This is a genomic window from Prochlorococcus marinus CUG1416, from assembly GCF_017695965.1.
Classification (GTDB): Bacteria; Cyanobacteriota; Cyanobacteriia; order PCC-6307; family Cyanobiaceae; genus Prochlorococcus_A.
The window spans coordinates 112,723-130,291 of the sequence record NZ_JAAORM010000004.1; the positions used below are offsets into that span (position 1 = coordinate 112,723).

The 17,569-nt window shown below is 30.3% G+C and carries 21 protein-coding genes and 1 tRNA gene; 6 read left to right on the top strand and 16 right to left on the bottom strand.

Annotated elements, in window-relative coordinates; translation table 11 throughout:
* Positions 1-309: 309 nt before the first annotated feature.
* Positions 310-822: an adenine phosphoribosyltransferase gene (locus tag HA146_RS05965; protein WP_209108658.1), complete on the bottom strand. Its 513-nt coding sequence runs from the start codon at positions 820-822 to the stop codon at positions 310-312.
* A 332-nt stretch (positions 823-1,154) separates the two neighbouring features.
* On the opposite strand from HA146_RS05965, the gene HA146_RS05970 reads away from it, so the two are divergent.
* The 3 genes from HA146_RS05970 to HA146_RS05980 all read left to right on the top strand — a co-directional run bounded on the left by HA146_RS05970 (position 1,155) and on the right by HA146_RS05980 (position 2,208).
* Positions 1,155-1,228 (top strand) — tRNA-Pro (locus tag HA146_RS05970).
* A gap of 86 nt (positions 1,229-1,314) precedes the next feature.
* A complete protein-coding gene (locus HA146_RS05975; RefSeq protein WP_209108659.1) occupies positions 1,315-1,506 on the top strand; it encodes a hypothetical protein in 192 nt (63 codons plus the stop codon).
* Positions 1,507-1,563: 57 nt separating this feature from the next.
* Positions 1,564-2,208: a hypothetical protein gene (locus HA146_RS05980; RefSeq protein WP_209108660.1), complete on the top strand. Its 645-nt coding sequence runs from the start codon at positions 1,564-1,566 to the stop codon at positions 2,206-2,208.
* Between the two features lie 135 nt (positions 2,209-2,343).
* Here the strand turns inward: HA146_RS05980 and HA146_RS05985 are convergent, their stop codons facing one another.
* The 10 genes from HA146_RS05985 to HA146_RS06030 all read right to left on the bottom strand — a co-directional run bounded on the left by HA146_RS05985 (position 2,344) and on the right by HA146_RS06030 (position 10,957).
* The gene (locus tag HA146_RS05985) at positions 2,344-2,724 is read right to left on the bottom strand and encodes a hypothetical protein (protein ID WP_209108661.1); all 381 of its coding nucleotides are present in this window, start codon (positions 2,722-2,724) and stop codon (positions 2,344-2,346) included.
* Entirely contained in the window at positions 2,721-3,080 is a 360-nt protein-coding gene (locus HA146_RS05990; protein ID WP_209108663.1) for a hypothetical protein, read from the bottom strand. The genes HA146_RS05985 and HA146_RS05990 overlap by 4 nt, the downstream gene beginning before the upstream one ends.
* 22 nt (positions 3,081-3,102) lie before the next feature.
* Positions 3,103-3,495 (bottom strand): hypothetical protein, encoded by a 393-nt coding sequence (locus HA146_RS05995; protein WP_209108664.1) that lies wholly within the window; start codon positions 3,493-3,495, stop codon positions 3,103-3,105.
* A gap of 64 nt (positions 3,496-3,559) precedes the next feature.
* Entirely contained in the window at positions 3,560-3,820 is a 261-nt protein-coding gene (locus HA146_RS06000; RefSeq protein WP_209108665.1) for a hypothetical protein, read from the bottom strand.
* Positions 3,821-3,913: 93 nt separating this feature from the next.
* Positions 3,914-4,294, bottom strand: coding sequence for a hypothetical protein (locus tag HA146_RS06005; RefSeq protein ID WP_209108667.1), 381 nt, complete (start codon positions 4,292-4,294; stop codon positions 3,914-3,916).
* Between the two features lie 3 nt (positions 4,295-4,297).
* Positions 4,298-4,792, bottom strand: coding sequence for a ribose ABC transporter ATP-binding protein (locus HA146_RS06010; RefSeq protein WP_209108669.1), 495 nt, complete (start codon positions 4,790-4,792; stop codon positions 4,298-4,300).
* Between the two features lie 22 nt (positions 4,793-4,814).
* Positions 4,815-5,309: a hypothetical protein gene (locus HA146_RS06015; RefSeq protein ID WP_209108671.1), complete on the bottom strand. Its 495-nt coding sequence runs from the start codon at positions 5,307-5,309 to the stop codon at positions 4,815-4,817.
* 79 nt (positions 5,310-5,388) lie between these two features.
* A complete protein-coding gene (locus HA146_RS06020) occupies positions 5,389-6,576 on the bottom strand; it encodes a hypothetical protein (protein ID WP_209108673.1) in 1,188 nt (395 codons plus the stop codon).
* Entirely contained in the window at positions 6,576-7,880 is a 1,305-nt protein-coding gene (locus tag HA146_RS06025) for a hypothetical protein (protein ID WP_209108674.1), read from the bottom strand. Before HA146_RS06025 ends, HA146_RS06020 begins: the two co-directional genes overlap by 1 nt.
* A gap of 80 nt (positions 7,881-7,960) precedes the next feature.
* Complete coding sequence (locus HA146_RS06030; RefSeq protein WP_209108675.1) at positions 7,961-10,957, bottom strand: CHAT domain-containing protein; 2,997 nt, start codon at positions 10,955-10,957, stop codon at positions 7,961-7,963.
* A 153-nt stretch (positions 10,958-11,110) separates the two neighbouring features.
* Between HA146_RS06030 and HA146_RS06035 the strand changes: the two genes are divergently transcribed.
* The gene (locus tag HA146_RS06035) at positions 11,111-11,365 is read left to right on the top strand and encodes a hypothetical protein (RefSeq protein WP_209108676.1); all 255 of its coding nucleotides are present in this window, start codon (positions 11,111-11,113) and stop codon (positions 11,363-11,365) included.
* Positions 11,366-11,450: 85 nt separating this feature from the next.
* Here the strand turns inward: HA146_RS06035 and HA146_RS06040 are convergent, their stop codons facing one another.
* Both HA146_RS06040 and HA146_RS06045 read right to left on the bottom strand, forming a co-directional pair.
* Positions 11,451-12,647 (bottom strand): site-specific integrase, encoded by a 1,197-nt coding sequence (locus tag HA146_RS06040; protein WP_209108677.1) that lies wholly within the window; start codon positions 12,645-12,647, stop codon positions 11,451-11,453.
* A gap of 358 nt (positions 12,648-13,005) precedes the next feature.
* Positions 13,006-13,887, bottom strand: coding sequence for a hypothetical protein (locus HA146_RS06045; RefSeq protein WP_209108678.1), 882 nt, complete (start codon positions 13,885-13,887; stop codon positions 13,006-13,008).
* A gap of 187 nt (positions 13,888-14,074) precedes the next feature.
* Between HA146_RS06045 and HA146_RS06050 the strand changes: the two genes are divergently transcribed.
* Positions 14,075-14,242, top strand: coding sequence for a hypothetical protein (locus HA146_RS06050; RefSeq protein WP_209108679.1), 168 nt, complete (start codon positions 14,075-14,077; stop codon positions 14,240-14,242).
* Between the two features lie 100 nt (positions 14,243-14,342).
* Here HA146_RS06050 and HA146_RS06055 read toward each other — a convergent pair whose 3' ends face one another.
* Positions 14,343-15,440 (bottom strand): sterol desaturase family protein, encoded by a 1,098-nt coding sequence (locus HA146_RS06055; protein ID WP_209108680.1) that lies wholly within the window; start codon positions 15,438-15,440, stop codon positions 14,343-14,345.
* 262 nt (positions 15,441-15,702) lie between these two features.
* On the opposite strand from HA146_RS06055, the gene HA146_RS06060 reads away from it, so the two are divergent.
* Positions 15,703-15,843 carry a hypothetical protein gene (locus tag HA146_RS06060; protein WP_209108681.1) on the top strand — a complete coding sequence of 47 codons (141 nt, stop codon included), beginning with the start codon at positions 15,703-15,705 and terminating at the stop codon, positions 15,841-15,843.
* 120 nt (positions 15,844-15,963) lie between these two features.
* On the opposite strand, the gene HA146_RS06065 is transcribed toward HA146_RS06060, so the two are convergent.
* Together HA146_RS06065 and HA146_RS06070 are read right to left on the bottom strand one after the other, a co-directional pair.
* On the bottom strand, positions 15,964-16,752 hold the full coding sequence (locus HA146_RS06065) for a hypothetical protein (RefSeq protein ID WP_209108682.1): 789 nt from the start codon (positions 16,750-16,752) through the stop codon (positions 15,964-15,966).
* Between the two features lie 2 nt (positions 16,753-16,754).
* A complete protein-coding gene (locus HA146_RS06070; RefSeq protein ID WP_209108683.1) occupies positions 16,755-17,549 on the bottom strand; it encodes a hypothetical protein in 795 nt (264 codons plus the stop codon).
* Positions 17,550-17,569: the final 20 nt, after the last annotated feature.

Sequence of the window (17,569 nt, forward strand, 5' to 3'; positions counted from 1 at the left end):
TTAGCAAGGAAACATCGACAATGGCTAATTGTAGAAATCTTTTCGTAATATTTTAGTAAATACTTTAAATAAAGAGTTTGATAAAAAAAGCCCCTAGATTCAAAAAAATAATTTAGCTACATTTTATTGAGGAATGTATTATTTAATTAAATTTTTTTATCAAAATTTTTAAAAATTACTCTTTTACAGATGTATTTTATGAAATAAGATCTTTATGATCGGGGCGAGGCGTAGATTGCTAGCGTGGGAGCCATGAAGAATTACATTTTATTTGATCAATTATTAGATTTTTAAAAGGAATTTTATTTTTTAAAAGGTTATGGCTGATTCAATAGGTAAATTCAGTTTTAATTTTCCTTCCAATCTCAATAATTCAATAACAACTAAAATTCCCACAACTTCTTTATTGTTACTCTCAAGAATCTTCGAAACACAATTGACAGTTCCACCAGTAGCTAATAAATCATCAACAATGGCATAAGAGCTGTATTTCTTTAGGGCCTTTTTTTGAATTGATAGTGTATTTTCCCCATATTCTAAGCTGTAGTTCTTTTCTACAAGCTCTCCCGGAAGCTTACCAGGTTTTCTTGCTACAATCATTGGCTTTGAAGCTTGCAAAGAGATCGCAGAACCAAAGATAAAGCCTCTGGCATCTATGGAAATTATTGCTTCAGCATTTTTTATGATTTGACTAGATGACATCTTCAAAATAAGTTCCTTGAATATCCTTGGTTCCTGAATAATTCCAAGAACATCTTTAAACTCAATTCCTTTTTTTGGATAATCTTTGTATGTATCTATAATTTCTTCAAGACTCTTCATTCTCTTTATTTCTATAGTTGATTTTAGGATCCATATATTATTTTCATCATTCTAGCTAAAAGAATTTTTTTTTCTAAATCCACCAAAAAAAATTAAACTTAAACCTTCAACGGATAACAACTTAAGGAATAGATCTTTGTAGAAGCCATATAGAATAACTTTTAATAGCAAGAGTGATTAAAAGTTACCCTCTTTTTTAACGTAAAATGAAGTTTGAAAAATTAGTTATAAATTAGTGAGAAAGAGCATATTCATAACTAAAAAATATTTTTATAAAATATTTAGTAATTTAGTCTTTTATAGATGACTGTTATGAACTAAGATCTTATGAGCGGGGCGTGGCGCAGCTTGGTAGCGCGGGTGCTTTGGGAGCACTAGGTCGCAGGTTCGAATCCTGTCGCCCCGATTGGTTTTTCAGCAAATAGCAAAATAGCCTGTGTAAAAGGTGTGTAAAAGAATTAGACATATGAAGTACTTAGTAGAACAATTCTGATGGGACTAAAAGCATCAGGGAAATTAAAAGCTGGTAAACATTTCGTTTACGTTACTGGCAAACCAAGAAGCAATATTAATTGGGATTTAGCAGCAATTGAAAAATGGATGCTCGAAGAAACTCAAAAAAGTGCTAATGCTCACTATGAAGCCGCAAAGAAAATTGAAACTTATTCAGAAATGGGGATTTAAATTTCAATAATTTAATTTGAATATGATTATCTATCAAAAGTTTCAGAGTGGCTGAAAATGGTTTCAAATCACTCAACTCAAAATTTAAAATTTTTCACTGTCAACCATGAGCTTCTTGAGTTCGTTTGGCACAAATGCAGCTTATGCAGTGATATCACACAAAGGAATATAAAAGGTGTAGCAACCTTATATTCTTTGTTAGGGAGTATATGGTACAGAGGGAAGAAACCTTATATTTTAAAGGGGAAAAAAGGTCTATGGAAAGTAGTTGATCAAGAATATTTAGCAAATTATAGTCTTTGTTCAAAAAGGACAGTTATCAGATATATGAAGATTCTTACTAATGCTGGATTAATTGAATATAAAAAATACGGCTTTACTCATAAGAAGTATTACCAACTAATTTCAGATGAAAGAAATAATGAAAGTGATGTTAACGATCCAAAAAGCATACATAAAGTAACAAAACTGTCAGATCCGAAAGTGCCAAATAGTCATAATCATATCTACCAAAAAGACACAGTCGAAAATGACAATTCTTCAGAGTCAAATATTAGAATCAATAATAAGACTTTATTAAAAGATATTTATGGGATCCATGGTGCTTACGCACCAGACATACATAAAAAAGAAAAAGATTTAGAAATTGAGAAACGTAAACAGATCAATCAACTAAGGGAGTTGGAGAAGAAGCAAAAATGATCTATAGAAAGATAAGTACTTTTTTTGTTAACTTGTTAACCACATGCAAATTTAAACGCTAAAAAACTTCCGACCCTTCGGATGACCCACGTTGTAAACAGAATTAAGAACCTAGTAAGCTTTTCTGTTTATTTTTTAGTTAAAAAATTCTGCTAACTTGTTATAAAATTTCTGAAAATTGTGCTTATCAGGTTTATTACAATTATTATCGGCACTTAAAAGTGCATATTCATTAGCAAATTTATTACCTGCATTCGTTTTCATATAAGCAATATGGTAATCAAACTCATAGGAATTCATCCTATTACGTAGATTTCTTATTAAAATTTTTGTTGCTCTATCAGGACTAATTGTTCCTTGAGCTATTTTGCATCTTGCAATTCCAACTTCCATAATTGATAATGCCAAAGAAAAATCATCTCTATTATTAAAATCTTTAATAGGAAATTTATGATCAGCATTAATAGCAGTGGGTAATGTAATTGCAGCTAGTAGTGGGAGTAGTAAGTGTTTCATCTATATCTACCGTCACGATAAAGAATTTTGGAGGTCTTTTTACAAATATCGACTTCAATCCATTCCATATTTACAACATGAGTTGGCATATCCTCCTTTGCACCGACTCTATATTTGCATTCTCTACTATCTTTATAAACAAAATACCAAGGATACTTATAGTGTTTATTTTCCTTAATTCTGTCGGAAAGCATCTTCCAATATTTGTCATTCACTAATTTAACTACTGCTCTCTCCTCCTCATTACAGTTACCGCCTGAGTCTGGGCAAGTGAATTTATGTCTAGGATATGGTTTAGCATCAATAATGCTAGGTAAAGCGAGTGCAGCTAGTAGTGGGAGTAGTAAGCGTTTCATTTACTTTTCTTAATTTTATAAATTAAAGACCTGGATAAATCCCGCTCCTTACAGCCGAATCAGGAGTTGGAACAATACATAAGGAAAGACTAGATATTTCTCCCTCATCTACAGAAGCATAAGCAACTCCAAGTAGATTAGACTTATCTCCTTGAGCCATGATAAGGCAATCGGTATGTCCATAGGCTGGGCAGACTCCTAATTCCGCATAAACAGAACTCTTAGTTTTTTTTATTATTTCAAGTTTTGGTCTGATATATTCAATGAATTCATCTTTTGAGTTCATATCGGTTAAGACTTTTTGTGAGGAGTAGGAGAAGTCTTCTGACAAAAACGATTCAAATTCAGACGAATCAAGAGTGTGTAGCATTTTCGCGTAAATACTCAAAGCTTGTTTTTCTGTTAAGGAGGTCATTTTTTCTGAAATTCTTGATGTTAGTTAAGTTATTTATATTTGGAAAATTAATGAGATTTTCAAATTAATACATCCAATTAATTCCTGTGCTTGGGTACTTAAGACCGCCACTTCTTCCTGAGTACCCATAAGATTTAACATTTCTTTTGTAAACTCCATCGTTATTATCATCGTAATAAGAAGAACTGGAACCATTACTACATCTTTGGCTATATCCATTTCCATAGGAGTGGTTAGTTCTATAACAATAATCAGCTTTTGTTGGAGATAAAAAAGATGATCCTAAAACAACTGAAAGGATAGGAAGTAAGAATAATTTTTTCATTTTAAAATTTTGATTGTGGAAATAAATCCGTACAGTATCTTCTAGTTCTGGATACTTAAAAGTGATTCCAAAAATAGTATTAATGAATATTTTTTAACCACATTGTTTATCTTCTCCAGTAATGCAATATCTTTTAGATTCACTATTTAGGCGTTGTTGACAAGCAATTGACATTAAAGGTTTAACTGTTCCTTGTCCAAAAAATTTATTTTGATAATAGTAACAAATCCCACTTCTAGCTTTTCTCCATTCTTCCCATAGTTTGTCATCATTTAATTCTTTTCTAAGTTCCCAGTCTGATTTAAGTAACCTTTCAACTTCGCATCTAGTGTATTCAGGAGTAGCTCCATCTTCTACACATTCAAATGGATAGTTTTTAAAATGACTTTCTTTCCAACTTTCAAAACTATGATCATCAGCTTTTACAAAAGGAGTTAAAACAAATAATAGAGATGTAATTATTATGTATTTCATTTTTTATTCTCCTCTCCTAATTGTTTCAAGTGTATGTAGATAAAATTTTGGAAATATTTCTGTAAGTTCTTCTAGCCTTTTTTCATTCAGCTCTTCTTTAGGTAAATTTGTAAGTTTTGGTATGGATAATTTAATATTTTCTCGACACCAATTTATTGATTTAATAGCTTCTTCTTTAACATCATCTTTTATCGATAGATTCTCATCAAATATAGAATTAACATCTAAGTTATTACCTCGTATAAGTGCTCTAAAGATAAGATCAGAATTTTTAATTGATTCTCCCAATTCTTTATTTGCTTCAATTCCAAAAACCAATGTGCAAGCTGCAATACCTATTGATCTAGCAATACATTTATCATTGCCTACCTCATTGCATGGCAATCTAAAATTATACTCAATTTTTTTTATATTAAATCCATACTTTCCCTCTGGAAAACCAGCTTGAACATTTAAGGGTAAAGATAAAAATAATAATGCAATTAAAAAGTTTTTCATTAGAGATGAATAGACATATAAACTACCCTTTCCTTCCTTTCTTTATCCCTTCAAGAGTTCTTAACCACCACTCTCCATAGGTTCTAGTAGCGACTTCAATAAATTCTGGAGTAGCTTCTTTACCTGTTTTTTCTAAAACTATTTCTGGAATTGCTTCCTCAGTAGCATCTTTACAAAATCTAACTCTATCCTTAACCTCATTACGTATTTCAGTTTTAATATCATCATTTTTATTAAACATACTTATTGGTTTGATTTTATTACCTCTCATAATTGCTACAAAGAGTTCATCTGCGATATCCAATGCCTCTCCAACAGGTTTCCCTTGATTAATTCCAAAAACAAAAGTACACGCTGACATAGCAATAAATCTTGCAGTACAACTTTCTTCTCCATATTCCGAACAAGGTAAACTTAATTCTTTTTCTAATTTCTTTAAATTCTCTGGACTTTCTGGTAGAGCATAAGCATTTAAGGGCATTAGAAATAAAAGCCCTGCGAATAAAAACCTTTTCATTTAATTATTATTTATTGGTTACTTATCTTTAGTTCCAGATTTTAAACCTGATTCCAAATAAATAAAATTGAAAATTTATTTAATCACACCTATCTTCTATTGATAAATCTGATTTTACTTTCTGCAATTCGCTAGAAGCTGGAGCTTTATCTGAAAATAATAATGTTAATCCAGTATCCTTATCAATTTTTATATTTTCATTAATTGATTTAATCCAAGTATTTTTTGAATCTCCTAATTTAGAAACTATTTCATCAAGGTCATTTAATTTTTCTTTTGAATATGTAATGAGATTTATATTTAGTTCTGATCCTAATGAAGCTCCATCTGCTCTTAGAGATAATTTAAATTCATCACCTCGCTTAATAGGATCTAATGGCCAATTTATTGGCCCCTCAATTTTTTTACTTGATGTAGCTATTTTTCTCCATAGGATTTTATTATCCTTAATAATCTTTACTTCATTTAGAGGTTTTAAAGAATATATCGTCGGTTTATCAACTTTAATTTCTGCTGATAATATATTATCTTCTCCTCTAACAACCGTTGGAGTTAATAAACAAATTGATTTTTTCTCAGAAGAACTTCTTGTAAATGAATTCACTTCAAATGATTGAGGAGTAAGAGTAGCTATAGATCCCATTAACTTCGGTCTAAGTAATTCTGGACCTATCAAAATTGTAGAAATGGCACCTATGGCAATAAAACTGCCAAATTTAATTTTCTTTTTTAATTGAATCCAAATTTCAGAATTAGATTTTGATAAAAGATTAAGTCTTGGTAAAGCCTCAGTATCTAAAAGTCTTACTAATCTAAAAAGCCTATCAATTCCACCATTAAAAGAATCTAGCGAAATATTGAACTCATCTTTTCTCATATCTTTTTTATTAATAATTCCCTTAAACTCTTCACTTGTTAAAACTCCTTTGAAATAAACAATTTTTGAATCTTCTTCAACTTGTGCTGCCAATATAATTTGTGGTCCTTTTCCTTCTATTTTTGAATTCTTTAAAGAAATCTTTGCTTCATCTGCAATAAGTTCTGAAGTTATAATTTGGATATCAAATTTATTTAAAATAATTGATCTCGATGGATCCGTTAAAGCTAATGCGGGACCTAATTGTAAATTTAGATTTTTTTCTTTTATATATTTTTCCATTGCTAAAATTATCAACTCTCTAACAGAAAGATTTAACTCTTCATCCAAAATAATTGCTTCCTCTGGAATAGGGAAAGCTTCTAGTTCCTGATCAATAAAATCACTCATTATTCAATAGCCTCCTTTATCAATTGTTTTAATAGAGGTCTCTTTTCATTTAGTTCTGAATTTATTAAGTGATTCTTTAAACTTTCAACTAATCTTTCAATTCCATCAATATCATTCTTCAAAGATGAAAACTCATTAATTCTTAAAAGTATAATTGCTGATTCTTGAGCAATAGATTCTGATATTTTCTTTTCAGGTAAAAGTTTACTTACCCATGCTTGTTTATGCTCACATTTTGCAGCAATTTCTCTTTGACTTAATCCTTGACTATAGAGTTGCCAAGCAAGTTTCCTACTTTTATCTTTATCCCACTTTTTTTTATCTTGACTAATTAATTCTTTAATAATAGGTTCACCACAATTTCTTAGTGTTAGTTCAATTTTTGAAATTAAATTAATTTTTGAATCATCATCTAGATCCTCCTCAAAACTTTGTATTTGAGATTCTTCATTATTTTCAAATTGACGCGGCGTATATATAGCAGATAAATATTTTCTCAACGCTTTATCTAAAAGTAAAAGAGTCTCTTTATTTTGTTGTGTAGGATTGAGACTTTTTAAGAAGTTTTCGTCGGGTTGCCATCCAGAAATTTTACCTGTTTTTTCTTTGTAAATAGTCTTAGCTTTTTTATATTCATCAATATAGGATTCATAAAGTTTTTTTATATAGGAAGTTTGAAAGACTCCTTCACCGCACCTATCCCAGGCCTCTGTGATTCTTTTACTTGAACTATCTGCAATAAGAGCCCAAGGACTAATCAAAAGTATTCCACACTTTTTTAAATACGATTTAAGCTCAGCACTTCCTTGAACTTTATTTTTTGTCCAAGTAGTTAAGTTGGATAAAGAGGAGTTATATTCAACAATAATTTCTGCAGTAAATGGTTTTAAATTATTTTTCATCTGCATATATTCAATTGTCTCCCAACAAAATATTTTTTTTATAAAACCCATTTTTTTATCAGGTGTATTTTTAGGAACCCTGAGATATTTATCCCCACTATCGTCCAATAAGATTATCAACATCTCACTTAATTCTATTTCATATCTTTCTTTAAATTGGTTATAAATTAAATTTATCTTTTGTGATATTGGATGACTTACTCTTCCTCTTAGAGCCATCAAAGAATCTTTCTCTTTAGGATTTTTCTTGGCTAATAATAAAAGATTTTTATCAATATTTTCAGTAGGTTGGCTATTTAATAAATCAAATTTGTCTATCAGATTAGTATCAATATCAAGTACTTTCCTCTCTACCATTAAAGAAGAAGCTTCTATTTTTGATATCTCGCAGTAATCCTTCAACAATAGTCAATAAGCTTTGTATTAAATGTATTTTAAAAAAAAGTATAAATTTGTCGACAACCATATTTATTTATTTAAATTTAGAAACTTATTGGCCTCCAATCTCCACTTAATTGAAAAGCAGCCCATACATTTGGATGCCTCCAATCTTCATTGGGATGTACTTTAAATTCATTTTGAGTAGCAGCTAGTGCATTTGATCTTCCTACCCCGTCCTTTAACTTGCTATAAAAAGTTTCCATAAATGCAGCTGTTGCTTTATCATTTACTTCCCATAGCGAGAGTAAACTGGATCGCGCCCCAGCAACTGCAATTGATCTTTTAAGTCCATAAATACTATCCCCTGATTTAATTTCTCCAAGACCAGATTCACACCCTGAGATCACAACAAGTTCAGTTCCAGAGAAGTCCAATTTACTTAGTTCAAGAGCTGTAAGATAGCCGTCATCAATTTTATTAATTTCAGGATAATTAGCTCCAGATAATACAATCCCACTCCTAAGTAACGGATCCTCAAATTTTGAATTTTGTTTATTAAAGCTATTTGCGAAAAGTATTGAAGATAATGCTAATTTTTCTTCTTTATTACTTAAGAAAAAAGAATGAGAGGCAATATGCATTATTTTTGGTGAATTCCTTTTTTGAATATTTAATACTGATGCTGCATCTTCAATTAAAAGTTCACCATCTATTTTATTTGAGATAAATCTTCCTTCTTCCTTAGTTCCAGGTAAAGAATTCCATATCTTTAAACTTTGTTCGAAAGATCTTTTTTGGGCTTCAAACTCCTTTTCATTTTTTATAACTTTTGTCTTTGAGGAATTATCTTTTAGATTGAAATTAGGATTAGCTACTACAAGAGACTTATTGTTATTGAAAATATTTGTTTTGTTTAAAGAAACCAATTCTCGCCCAGTAGTAATTAACCGTAATAAGAATTCTTCTCCAAGTAATTTATTTTCATTTGCACTACTAACTGCAGCAAATGGTACTTTATTTAACTCTGAATCTGGAGAAATAAATAAAACTTTTTTATCTTTAATATATTTTCCTAAAGGATTAATTATTGACTTTCCAACGCTTTTCAATAATTTCTGTGCATCTGGGAGGTATTGTTCTGATGCAATTAATGCGTTTTTAATTATATCTTCAATTTCTTGTGCAGGTCCTAAATCAACTGTTTCGACCTCTCCATTTGAGAAAAGAAGAAGGGCTTGATATCTTGGCTTTTCCCAATTGTCTTCTGACAAAGCATCTGTAGGATTATCAAAGATAAATGGCCTATATTTTTGGTATTCAATTAAGACCCCATTGTTTGGTATTTGTTGTGAAATTTCTTTAATGGAATATATCTTTGATTTGAAATCTGGTAATGATTTATATAATTCAAGTTCTAAGATTTCTTTTTCAATATTAAGTTTTTTTATTGATTCAATATCATTTGTATTAATTGATGAGATTTGATTGTTTAAACTTATGATTTTTTTATTAAGATCCTTTTGAGCTCCGTCTAAAGATGAAAGTTTTGATTGTTTTTTCTCAATTTCTTCAAGTAATCCGTGACGATTTAATCTCGCAAATAAAGCAAGATATTTACCTTTGGGATGAATATTTGAAGCTGAGAAAATAGCTGGATAAGATATCCCTAATCTTTTAATAAATTCATCTCTTTTAGAAAGAGGTAAGTATGGAATTTGTTCTTGTATGAATTTAAATTGAAGATTAAGACTTTTTCTTAAATAAAATTCAGTATTTTCAAAATCATCTTCATTGAAGTAAACCATAGCCAAATTTATATATGGCTGAATTAAGAGTGGATTTTTTTCTCCAAATATCGACTTATATGTATCTAATGATTCTTTATGAAAGACTTTTGCTTCTTTATTTTTACCTTGAAACCATAAGGAACTTCCAACCATTGATGATAGGTAAGGATCTGGTTTTTTAAAACCTTCAATTTTAAATTGTTTTTTATAAAGTCTTTTTAATATCCTCTCTGCTTTTTGTAATTTTTTCTCAACAAAAGCTATATAGGCAAGAGATAGCTGTCCTTCATAAGTTCTAAATTTTATAAATTTCTTAGCTTTCTCATAATCTTCATTAACTATGTAAATATTAGAAAGAAGACTTGAACAAGCATTCTCATAAATTGAATCATTTGTTTTAGCTAAACATTTTTTTGAAAGTTCTTCTGATTTTTTAAAATTTCCTATAAATAAATAGTATCTACTTTCTGCATATAGAAGAGCTGCTTCTTTCTCTTTATTATCTGATTGATTGAGTAAGAGTTTTGCTTTTTCTATTAATTCAGGGACTTTTGATAACTTACTTAAAATAAGGTTATTATCCATCAAATATATTATTGAATCTAATTTTTGAATAGGATCCCCAATATCTAAAATTTTTTCATAATCTATATTTGCTTGTTCATAATTCCCGAGATTGAAATTAGTCCAAGCCCTAGAAAAATAAATTTCTGAATATAGCGGGTCAATATTTATTGCTGCTGAATAATCTGCTAAGGAACCTTTTAAATCTCCTATATTCCTTTTATAATCTCCTCTTAAGCTAAAAGAATATTTATCATTAGGATCTTTTGTAATTGCTAAATTTAAATCCTTAATTGCTTCATTGTAATTTCCAGTTTGTCCTTTGCTAAATGCTCTAGCGTAATACGGATAATAGAATTCAGGCTCTAAATTAATTGCTATCGTAAAATCTGATATTGCTCCTTTATGGTCACTAATTAACTGCTTACTATATCCTCGACTCCAATAACTTACTGACCATTGCTTTTGATTTAGTTTTATAGCATTACTAAAATCTGATATAGCTCCTATATGGTCTTTTAGATTTTGTTTGGTTAACCCCCTATTATGATAAGCCCTCCAACTCTCCGGATTTTTTTTGATTACTTTATCAAACTTTTTTAGTGCTTCATCATAATTTTTATCTGTAAGGTATTCACGGCCTTCATTCAATAATCTGTCTAGGTCATCTGCTTTTAACTGATTTGAATTAAAAGGAAGTAATACATTAATGGCTATAAATAAAAAAATAGATAAATTTTTAATCATTTAAATTTATTTTTAAAAATAGAGAAAAACGTATCCCTTTGAAGCTTAAGTATATTCTAATTTTTAAGCTGTAAATCAATAATAATCTTTTCTGGAATCAATCAAAGCCTCTCAGAACTAAGTGAGGAGTGAACACAAATTAAACTTGTCAAAATGTCTTTCAAAAACATTAACCCATCCTCAAAAATCAAGAAGCTCTTAAGTCTTGCAGTCTTCGGAGCTTTAATCATTGTTCCGAATATGAAGGCTTATGCTGATGTATACGTCAAAGGGCATTACAGATCAAATGGAACATATGTAAATCCTCACTACAGAACAAGTCCTAACAATTCTACTTATGATAATTGGTCTTCATACGGGAATTCAAACCCATACACTGGTCAAAAAGGTTACAACAGAAGTTATTAATTTTTTTTATAAAGCTTTTCTAAACCCTGCCTAATTGCGGGGTTTTTTGTTTTTTACAATGCTAATCGACAGTCAATCAATACAATTAAGCCGCTAACTGTTTTTCAAACTTTGCATGGGTATCTTCAGGCATAAATCTTGCATAATTTTGCTGATGAACTTCCACTGTATGACCCATTACAAATGCAATATCTTTAATTGATAAATTCATTTCAACGCTTCTTGAATGAGCTATCTTTGCATATCTATGACGGAAGGCATAAGGAACTAATACTTCTTTTTGTTTTTCTGCTTGTTTTTTAAATTTATTCCAAACAGGATTCCTAGATAATCTTGTCTTTAATGCGTCACTTGCTTTACCTTCCTTACCTATAGGAGCTAATGCTTCATCTTTTTCTAGTCTTTCTTGTAAGTTCCAATTAATAAAACCTTTTCCATCTTTAATCAATAAAGGAGCTAATTTTCTAGGTTCAGTTTTTTGTCCTTTAGTTCCTCCCATAGATTTTTCGTAAGTAGTCCACAACTCTTTCCCTCTAATTCCATCTTTAATGACAAGAAAACGAAGTTCCTCTGGACGCAATCCATAAACTGCCAATAATTGAAAATTAAATTGCCATCTAGGATCTTTTTCAGAAGCTATTAATTGCAGTATCTGATCTTCTCTAAGTGCATAACCTATGCGTTTCTTTTTCAAAGTTTCCTTCATTTGAACAGGTGCATATTGTCTCGGTAATTTTCCTCTCAAAATTGCCCAATCTAGAAATTTTTGTAATGCTCTTCTAGCAATTTGTCTCGATCTACTACCCATTTCCCATTTCTTTAGGGAATATGTCATTAATTCTTCTCCGTTTTGTGGCTTCTTTTGCGATCTTTCTAATAATTCTTGGGCTATATGGAGCACGGGGACATAGGATTTATTCCATGTTTCTTCAGAAGCGGATGGGCAAAAGGCTCTAAATTCAATAAATAATTCTTTAAAATCTATCTCACTATTAGAAGAGGATTTATGAACAACGGTTGCTGATTTCTCTAATGATCTATTTCCTAAATCTGAATAAAAATTTTTATATATAAGAGATATTCTTTTTATTGATTCAGTTGCTCCTTTAAGCGACCAATCATTCTCCAGAGTTAAAGTTTGAGTCTTTCCATCCTCTTTTACTAATAATCTAATTTTTCCTCTACTCTCCTGAACATACCAAGCAGCTTTAGGAGCCATAAAAGACTTTAACTGTTCTCTAAAGGTTTGAACCCATGATTCAGTTTTTGATTTAACTGGCATAGAGCACCAGGTCATTGATTACATGTATTGTGTAAAAAACGTGTAAAAAAGTCAACTTTAGACGAACAATTCGACACTTAGCGGATTATTTAATTTAGGCTATATCTATTGTTACAACTGAAACCTCTTTATATCACTAAATCTGTACGGTTGCTTTGGGAGCACTAGGTCGCAGGTTCGAATCCTGTCGCCCCGACTCTTAAAAACCAAGTCATAGATAGCATTCCCAAGCTTTCTTTTTTATTTTGTAAGCAGTCTCATATTTAGATTCACCCCTCCAGTAGCCCGTCCTGAGCTATAGCTTGCTATTACTTGCACCTATTGGGCTCCTTTTGCCCCTCAAATATTTTGAAAGATTTTAAAAGGTTTGAAATCTTGGAGTGAATGGGCCACTTCCAAACTCAACGACATATGGATTATTTCCACCAAATACAGATACTCCTCTATCTGTAATTGTAAAAGACACCTCTAAACCTTGAGTTTGTTCAGAAATTACAACATCATTTGTTGGTGAAAACACTCCAAATATTCTTGTTGAATCTCCGCAGTTGGCTTGGGTAGTCCCTGTATAAGTACCCCCACTTTCAGAAGCTAACAATGCTTTCATTGTGCCAGTAACTCCAGTACTAAAGGTTTCGGAAGCAGCCATTAATCTATTACTTTCCACTGGTTCACATGAGCTCCCTTTATCAAAATCTACTAATTTTTCCTCCCATTCTTCATAATTGGATTCATCAGTATCTGAAACACCGTTTTCTACTCCACTTTGTAGGACACCTTTTGAGTAGTAAGTAGTACCACCCAAGGTATAAGAACCTTTTAATCCAAAAACATTTTTAATTTTTATATAAGCATGTCCATAGCTTCCAGTTGGTGGTCTTAAATTAGTACCTCCTGTGAGGGTCTGGGCAGCTCCACCTGCGAGATCAAGTGTAACTCCATTTTCATTTATAAAAGTTGCAGAACAAGAGCTTTCATTTATTGCATAATCAGTCGTTACATCACCATTCTCTGCTACTGTTGTAGTCCCCAACGGATCGGAAGTGCATAAGCCCATTTCATAAACAGTAATTTTATAGGCATCAGGAGTTATGTAGCAACTAGGATTACTATTAAAATATGAACTACTTGGATTGGTGGGACATGCATTTGCGGATACTTTATTCGTTGAACTAAGTAAAGATGCAATAAAACAGAATCCTAGACCTGATAAAGTTTTTAAAAAATTCTTGGAAATCATGTTCATTTTAGTTGTTTGTATAAAATAATTTTTCGAAATTTCTATTTAATACAGTTTATAAATTTATATATTAAAAAATTTAAATTATCTACAAGTTTGAAAATATTATTATTATTTGCTCAAAAAAAATTGAGCCCTAAGTTCCTAGTAACACAAGTTTGTTAAAGAGCCCCTCCTGACTAATATCATGCTATTACAAGCAATATCAGGAGACTTTTTTGACTCAAAAATAGAACAGGAATTATATAAAAACTCCTTAATACCAATAGTTCTTACAAATCTCTTAAAAAACATCTTTTGTGCTTTGGGAGCACTAGGTCTCAGGTTCAAATCGTATCGCCCCGATCAGTTATAGCAGTAAGTCTCAGCTAATACATAATTCAACCTAAAAAGTAGAGTGCCCAAAAAGTGCCCAAAATTAAAATAAATTTATCCTAATGAATACTTTTTTTAGATTACCTTAAAGCTATAAACCTTCTATAAACTTTAATTAAAGGCAGTAATGTAAAACTAAATAAAGGATGGTATTTATTGTATTCAGTATTTTTCACACCAAAACTATCTATATCTTTTAGATGCGATTCATCTAAATAAGTACCAAACAACCTATCAAATATTGTTGTCCCCATACAAAAATTACAGTCGTAATGAGATGGGTTTGAGGAGTGATGTAATAGATGTAATCCAGGGCTCATAAAAATATAGGATAAGGGTTTAGGATAAATTATTGCAATTGAACTATGGCCAAGAAAATCTCCAAAAATAGAAATCACTATCCAGAGGAAATAAATAATTAATGGGATTAAATTTCCACTGGCTATGTTTTCTTTAATAAGTAAATAGTGGAGAACTGTGATTGGTAAAGTTAAAGGCTTAGTAAAAATCCTCTCAAAAGTACTTTCTCTATTTTTACTTATTATCGTCATCTCGGTGGGAGAATGATGAAATTCATGAAAATCCCAGAGCCAAGATATTTTATGTTGTAACCTATGTCTTATGTAAACTGCTAAATCAAATAATAAGATTGCGAAAATAATTCCAAGTGAACCAACTATTTCTGTTGATTCAAATGGTATATAACTTTGATAAAAAGAATGGAAGTTTTTTTCTAGACCATTAAAAAGGTTAAAGGTACCAAGAGATAAAAATACTGATATTAAAGGGAACTGACCAACAATTAAAGTAATAATGAGATACCAAACATCAGCATATTTGTATCCTTGAGATTTTTTAATTCGTGAAAGGCTTGGAAGATTATACTCTCTTTTATCTAAATGTTTTTGAATATTAAATTCAAATAATGTTATCGTAAAAACTATAGAAAGAAATATTGTTAATTTCCAAAAAATATTCCAAGATAAAATTAGCAATGAATTTTCAGGTAGAAGAAAGATCTGATATAAATGCGTAAAAATCCTATCCGAATTAAAAGATTCTATTTCAACTGTCCTACAGGCAGATATCAAAAAAGGAAGCAATAGCACTATAAATAAAAAATATTTACCATTGAGATTTAGAAAATTTATTTTAAATGTATTTATAGTTTGAGTCATATCAAAATCATATAAATGTAAACTCAATTTTTGTTCTTTACTTAATGAAAAAAATATAATTTTTATCTTAATCTGCACAAAATATTAATATGATTAGCAAATCAGAAATTTTTATAATTTATTTTCTGGTATTCAAACTAAAAATCTTTTTCAAATATAGTGCTTTGGGCGCACTAGGTTGTACGTTCAAATCGTATCGCCCCGATTAGTTATAGCATCAAGTCTCAGCTAATACATAATTCACGCAAAACTCACGCAAATCATGTCAAGTCAGTCCGAATTAGACCACACTTATTTCTCTAAAAGTACTGTTAGCAACATAAGTCTCAGTTATAGCTTCAATCTTGCTGGTGCTTTGGGAGCACTAGGTCGCAGGTTCGAATCCTGTCGCCCCGACTCTTAAAAACCAAGTTATACTAGCGAGTCTCCCAACTCGCTTTTTTATTAATTGCTGTCTCAAGTTGAGAAAGGAGCGCTAGAGGGAGCGCTAGATAGAAATACTTTGATCTACTTTGTGCCTTTCTTATTCACAAATAGGTTTCAAATTAGATGATTGTGGTAAATCTAATCTTGCTCTTAAGGGATTGATATTTTGTGATAATTCCTTATACCTAGAAACTAATAGAGGATATTTTAGATTTTCTACTAACAAACAATTTTCCTTTTCATCTGAAGTTCTAATTATTGATTTAATAATTTCTAATTCCTTTTCTTTGTTATTGAGCTTTAAATTAATGGCCGCATTAACTGTTCTGGATTCATCATTTTTTAATTTACTTATATTTTCTAATAAACCAGATATCATTAAGTCTTTTTCAGTACGTGGTCCTGTGGAGAAGAATAAATCTTTAATTTTATAATTTTCATCTAAATACGATATTGAATATTTAACGTGTGGCCATTCCCAACAAGAAAAATCTTTTTTTGTCCATTTAATAATATGTTCATATGGAATATTTTCTTTTTTGTTGACATTAATATCAGCTGATAGATTCTTAAAAGTACCCTTTGAAACAATTAATTCCTTCCCTTTTTTTGATTCAATATTAATCCTATTAAAACCTAATCCTTTTTTTACTAAGTCATCACAGAAGTTATAGTCTTTTTCCCAAAGATAAATCATATATTTTCTCATTTCTCCACCACCTTTTAAATCGAACGGATATGAGGGGATTGTTATTGAAGAGTTATTTCTTTTGCAAATTTTATAATCCTTATCATTAGAGTAATTACATACTTCATTAGCCTTGATTCCCACAGCAATCAGCGACAGGGTTCCAATTAAAAACAAATTTTTTAATTTAATTATCATTACTAACTACAAATAGGTTTCAGGTCTGCATTAGGTGGCAAATCTAATTTTGATCTTAGGGGATTAACGGTCTTATAAAGTTTTTTATATTTTTCTGTAAGTTCTGGGAATTTACTTTGCTTTGCAATAAAACAATCTTTTTCTGTTGATGCAACTTTAATTATTGAACGCATTATTTCTAGTTCTTTCATATGTCTATTCATTTTATTAAGTATTACAGAATCAATCTCTCTATTTTCCCCTTTTTTTAGCCCTGATAATTTAGTGAAAAATTGATTCATAAATTCCAGTCTTCTTTTTTTGGGACTGAAATTAAAATTACGAAAATTTAAATCTTTCTTATCACCATAATCATTTAAATAAGAAAGTTTATTGAATACCTCATACTCAGGTTGTGCTGTATTCCAAGACAAAATATCTTCTGAATCAATTTGAATATCCTGTTTTGCCGAAATAAATGGAGCTTTTCTTGTTATGCCCATGATGTTAGTTCTTTTATCACCGATAGTAATTTTTAATTGTTTACTATTAGGAGCATTTAACTCAATAATTTTAAAAATCGCACCTGGAGTTGCATGAGGGCCATTAACTCCATTTCCACTTATCCACTTAATATCCCAACCATCGCTATAAGTAACTAAAGGATACTTTGCTTGCCTTTTTAAAGAAGACTTTTTGTTAAAACATTTTTTGTATTCTTTTGGGTTTGAAAAATAACAAATATCTTCAGCTTTAATTTCGCCAATAAAAGACGAAATTAATCCAATAAATAAAATTGTTATGAATTTAATATTCAAAAGAATTTGGTTATTACAAC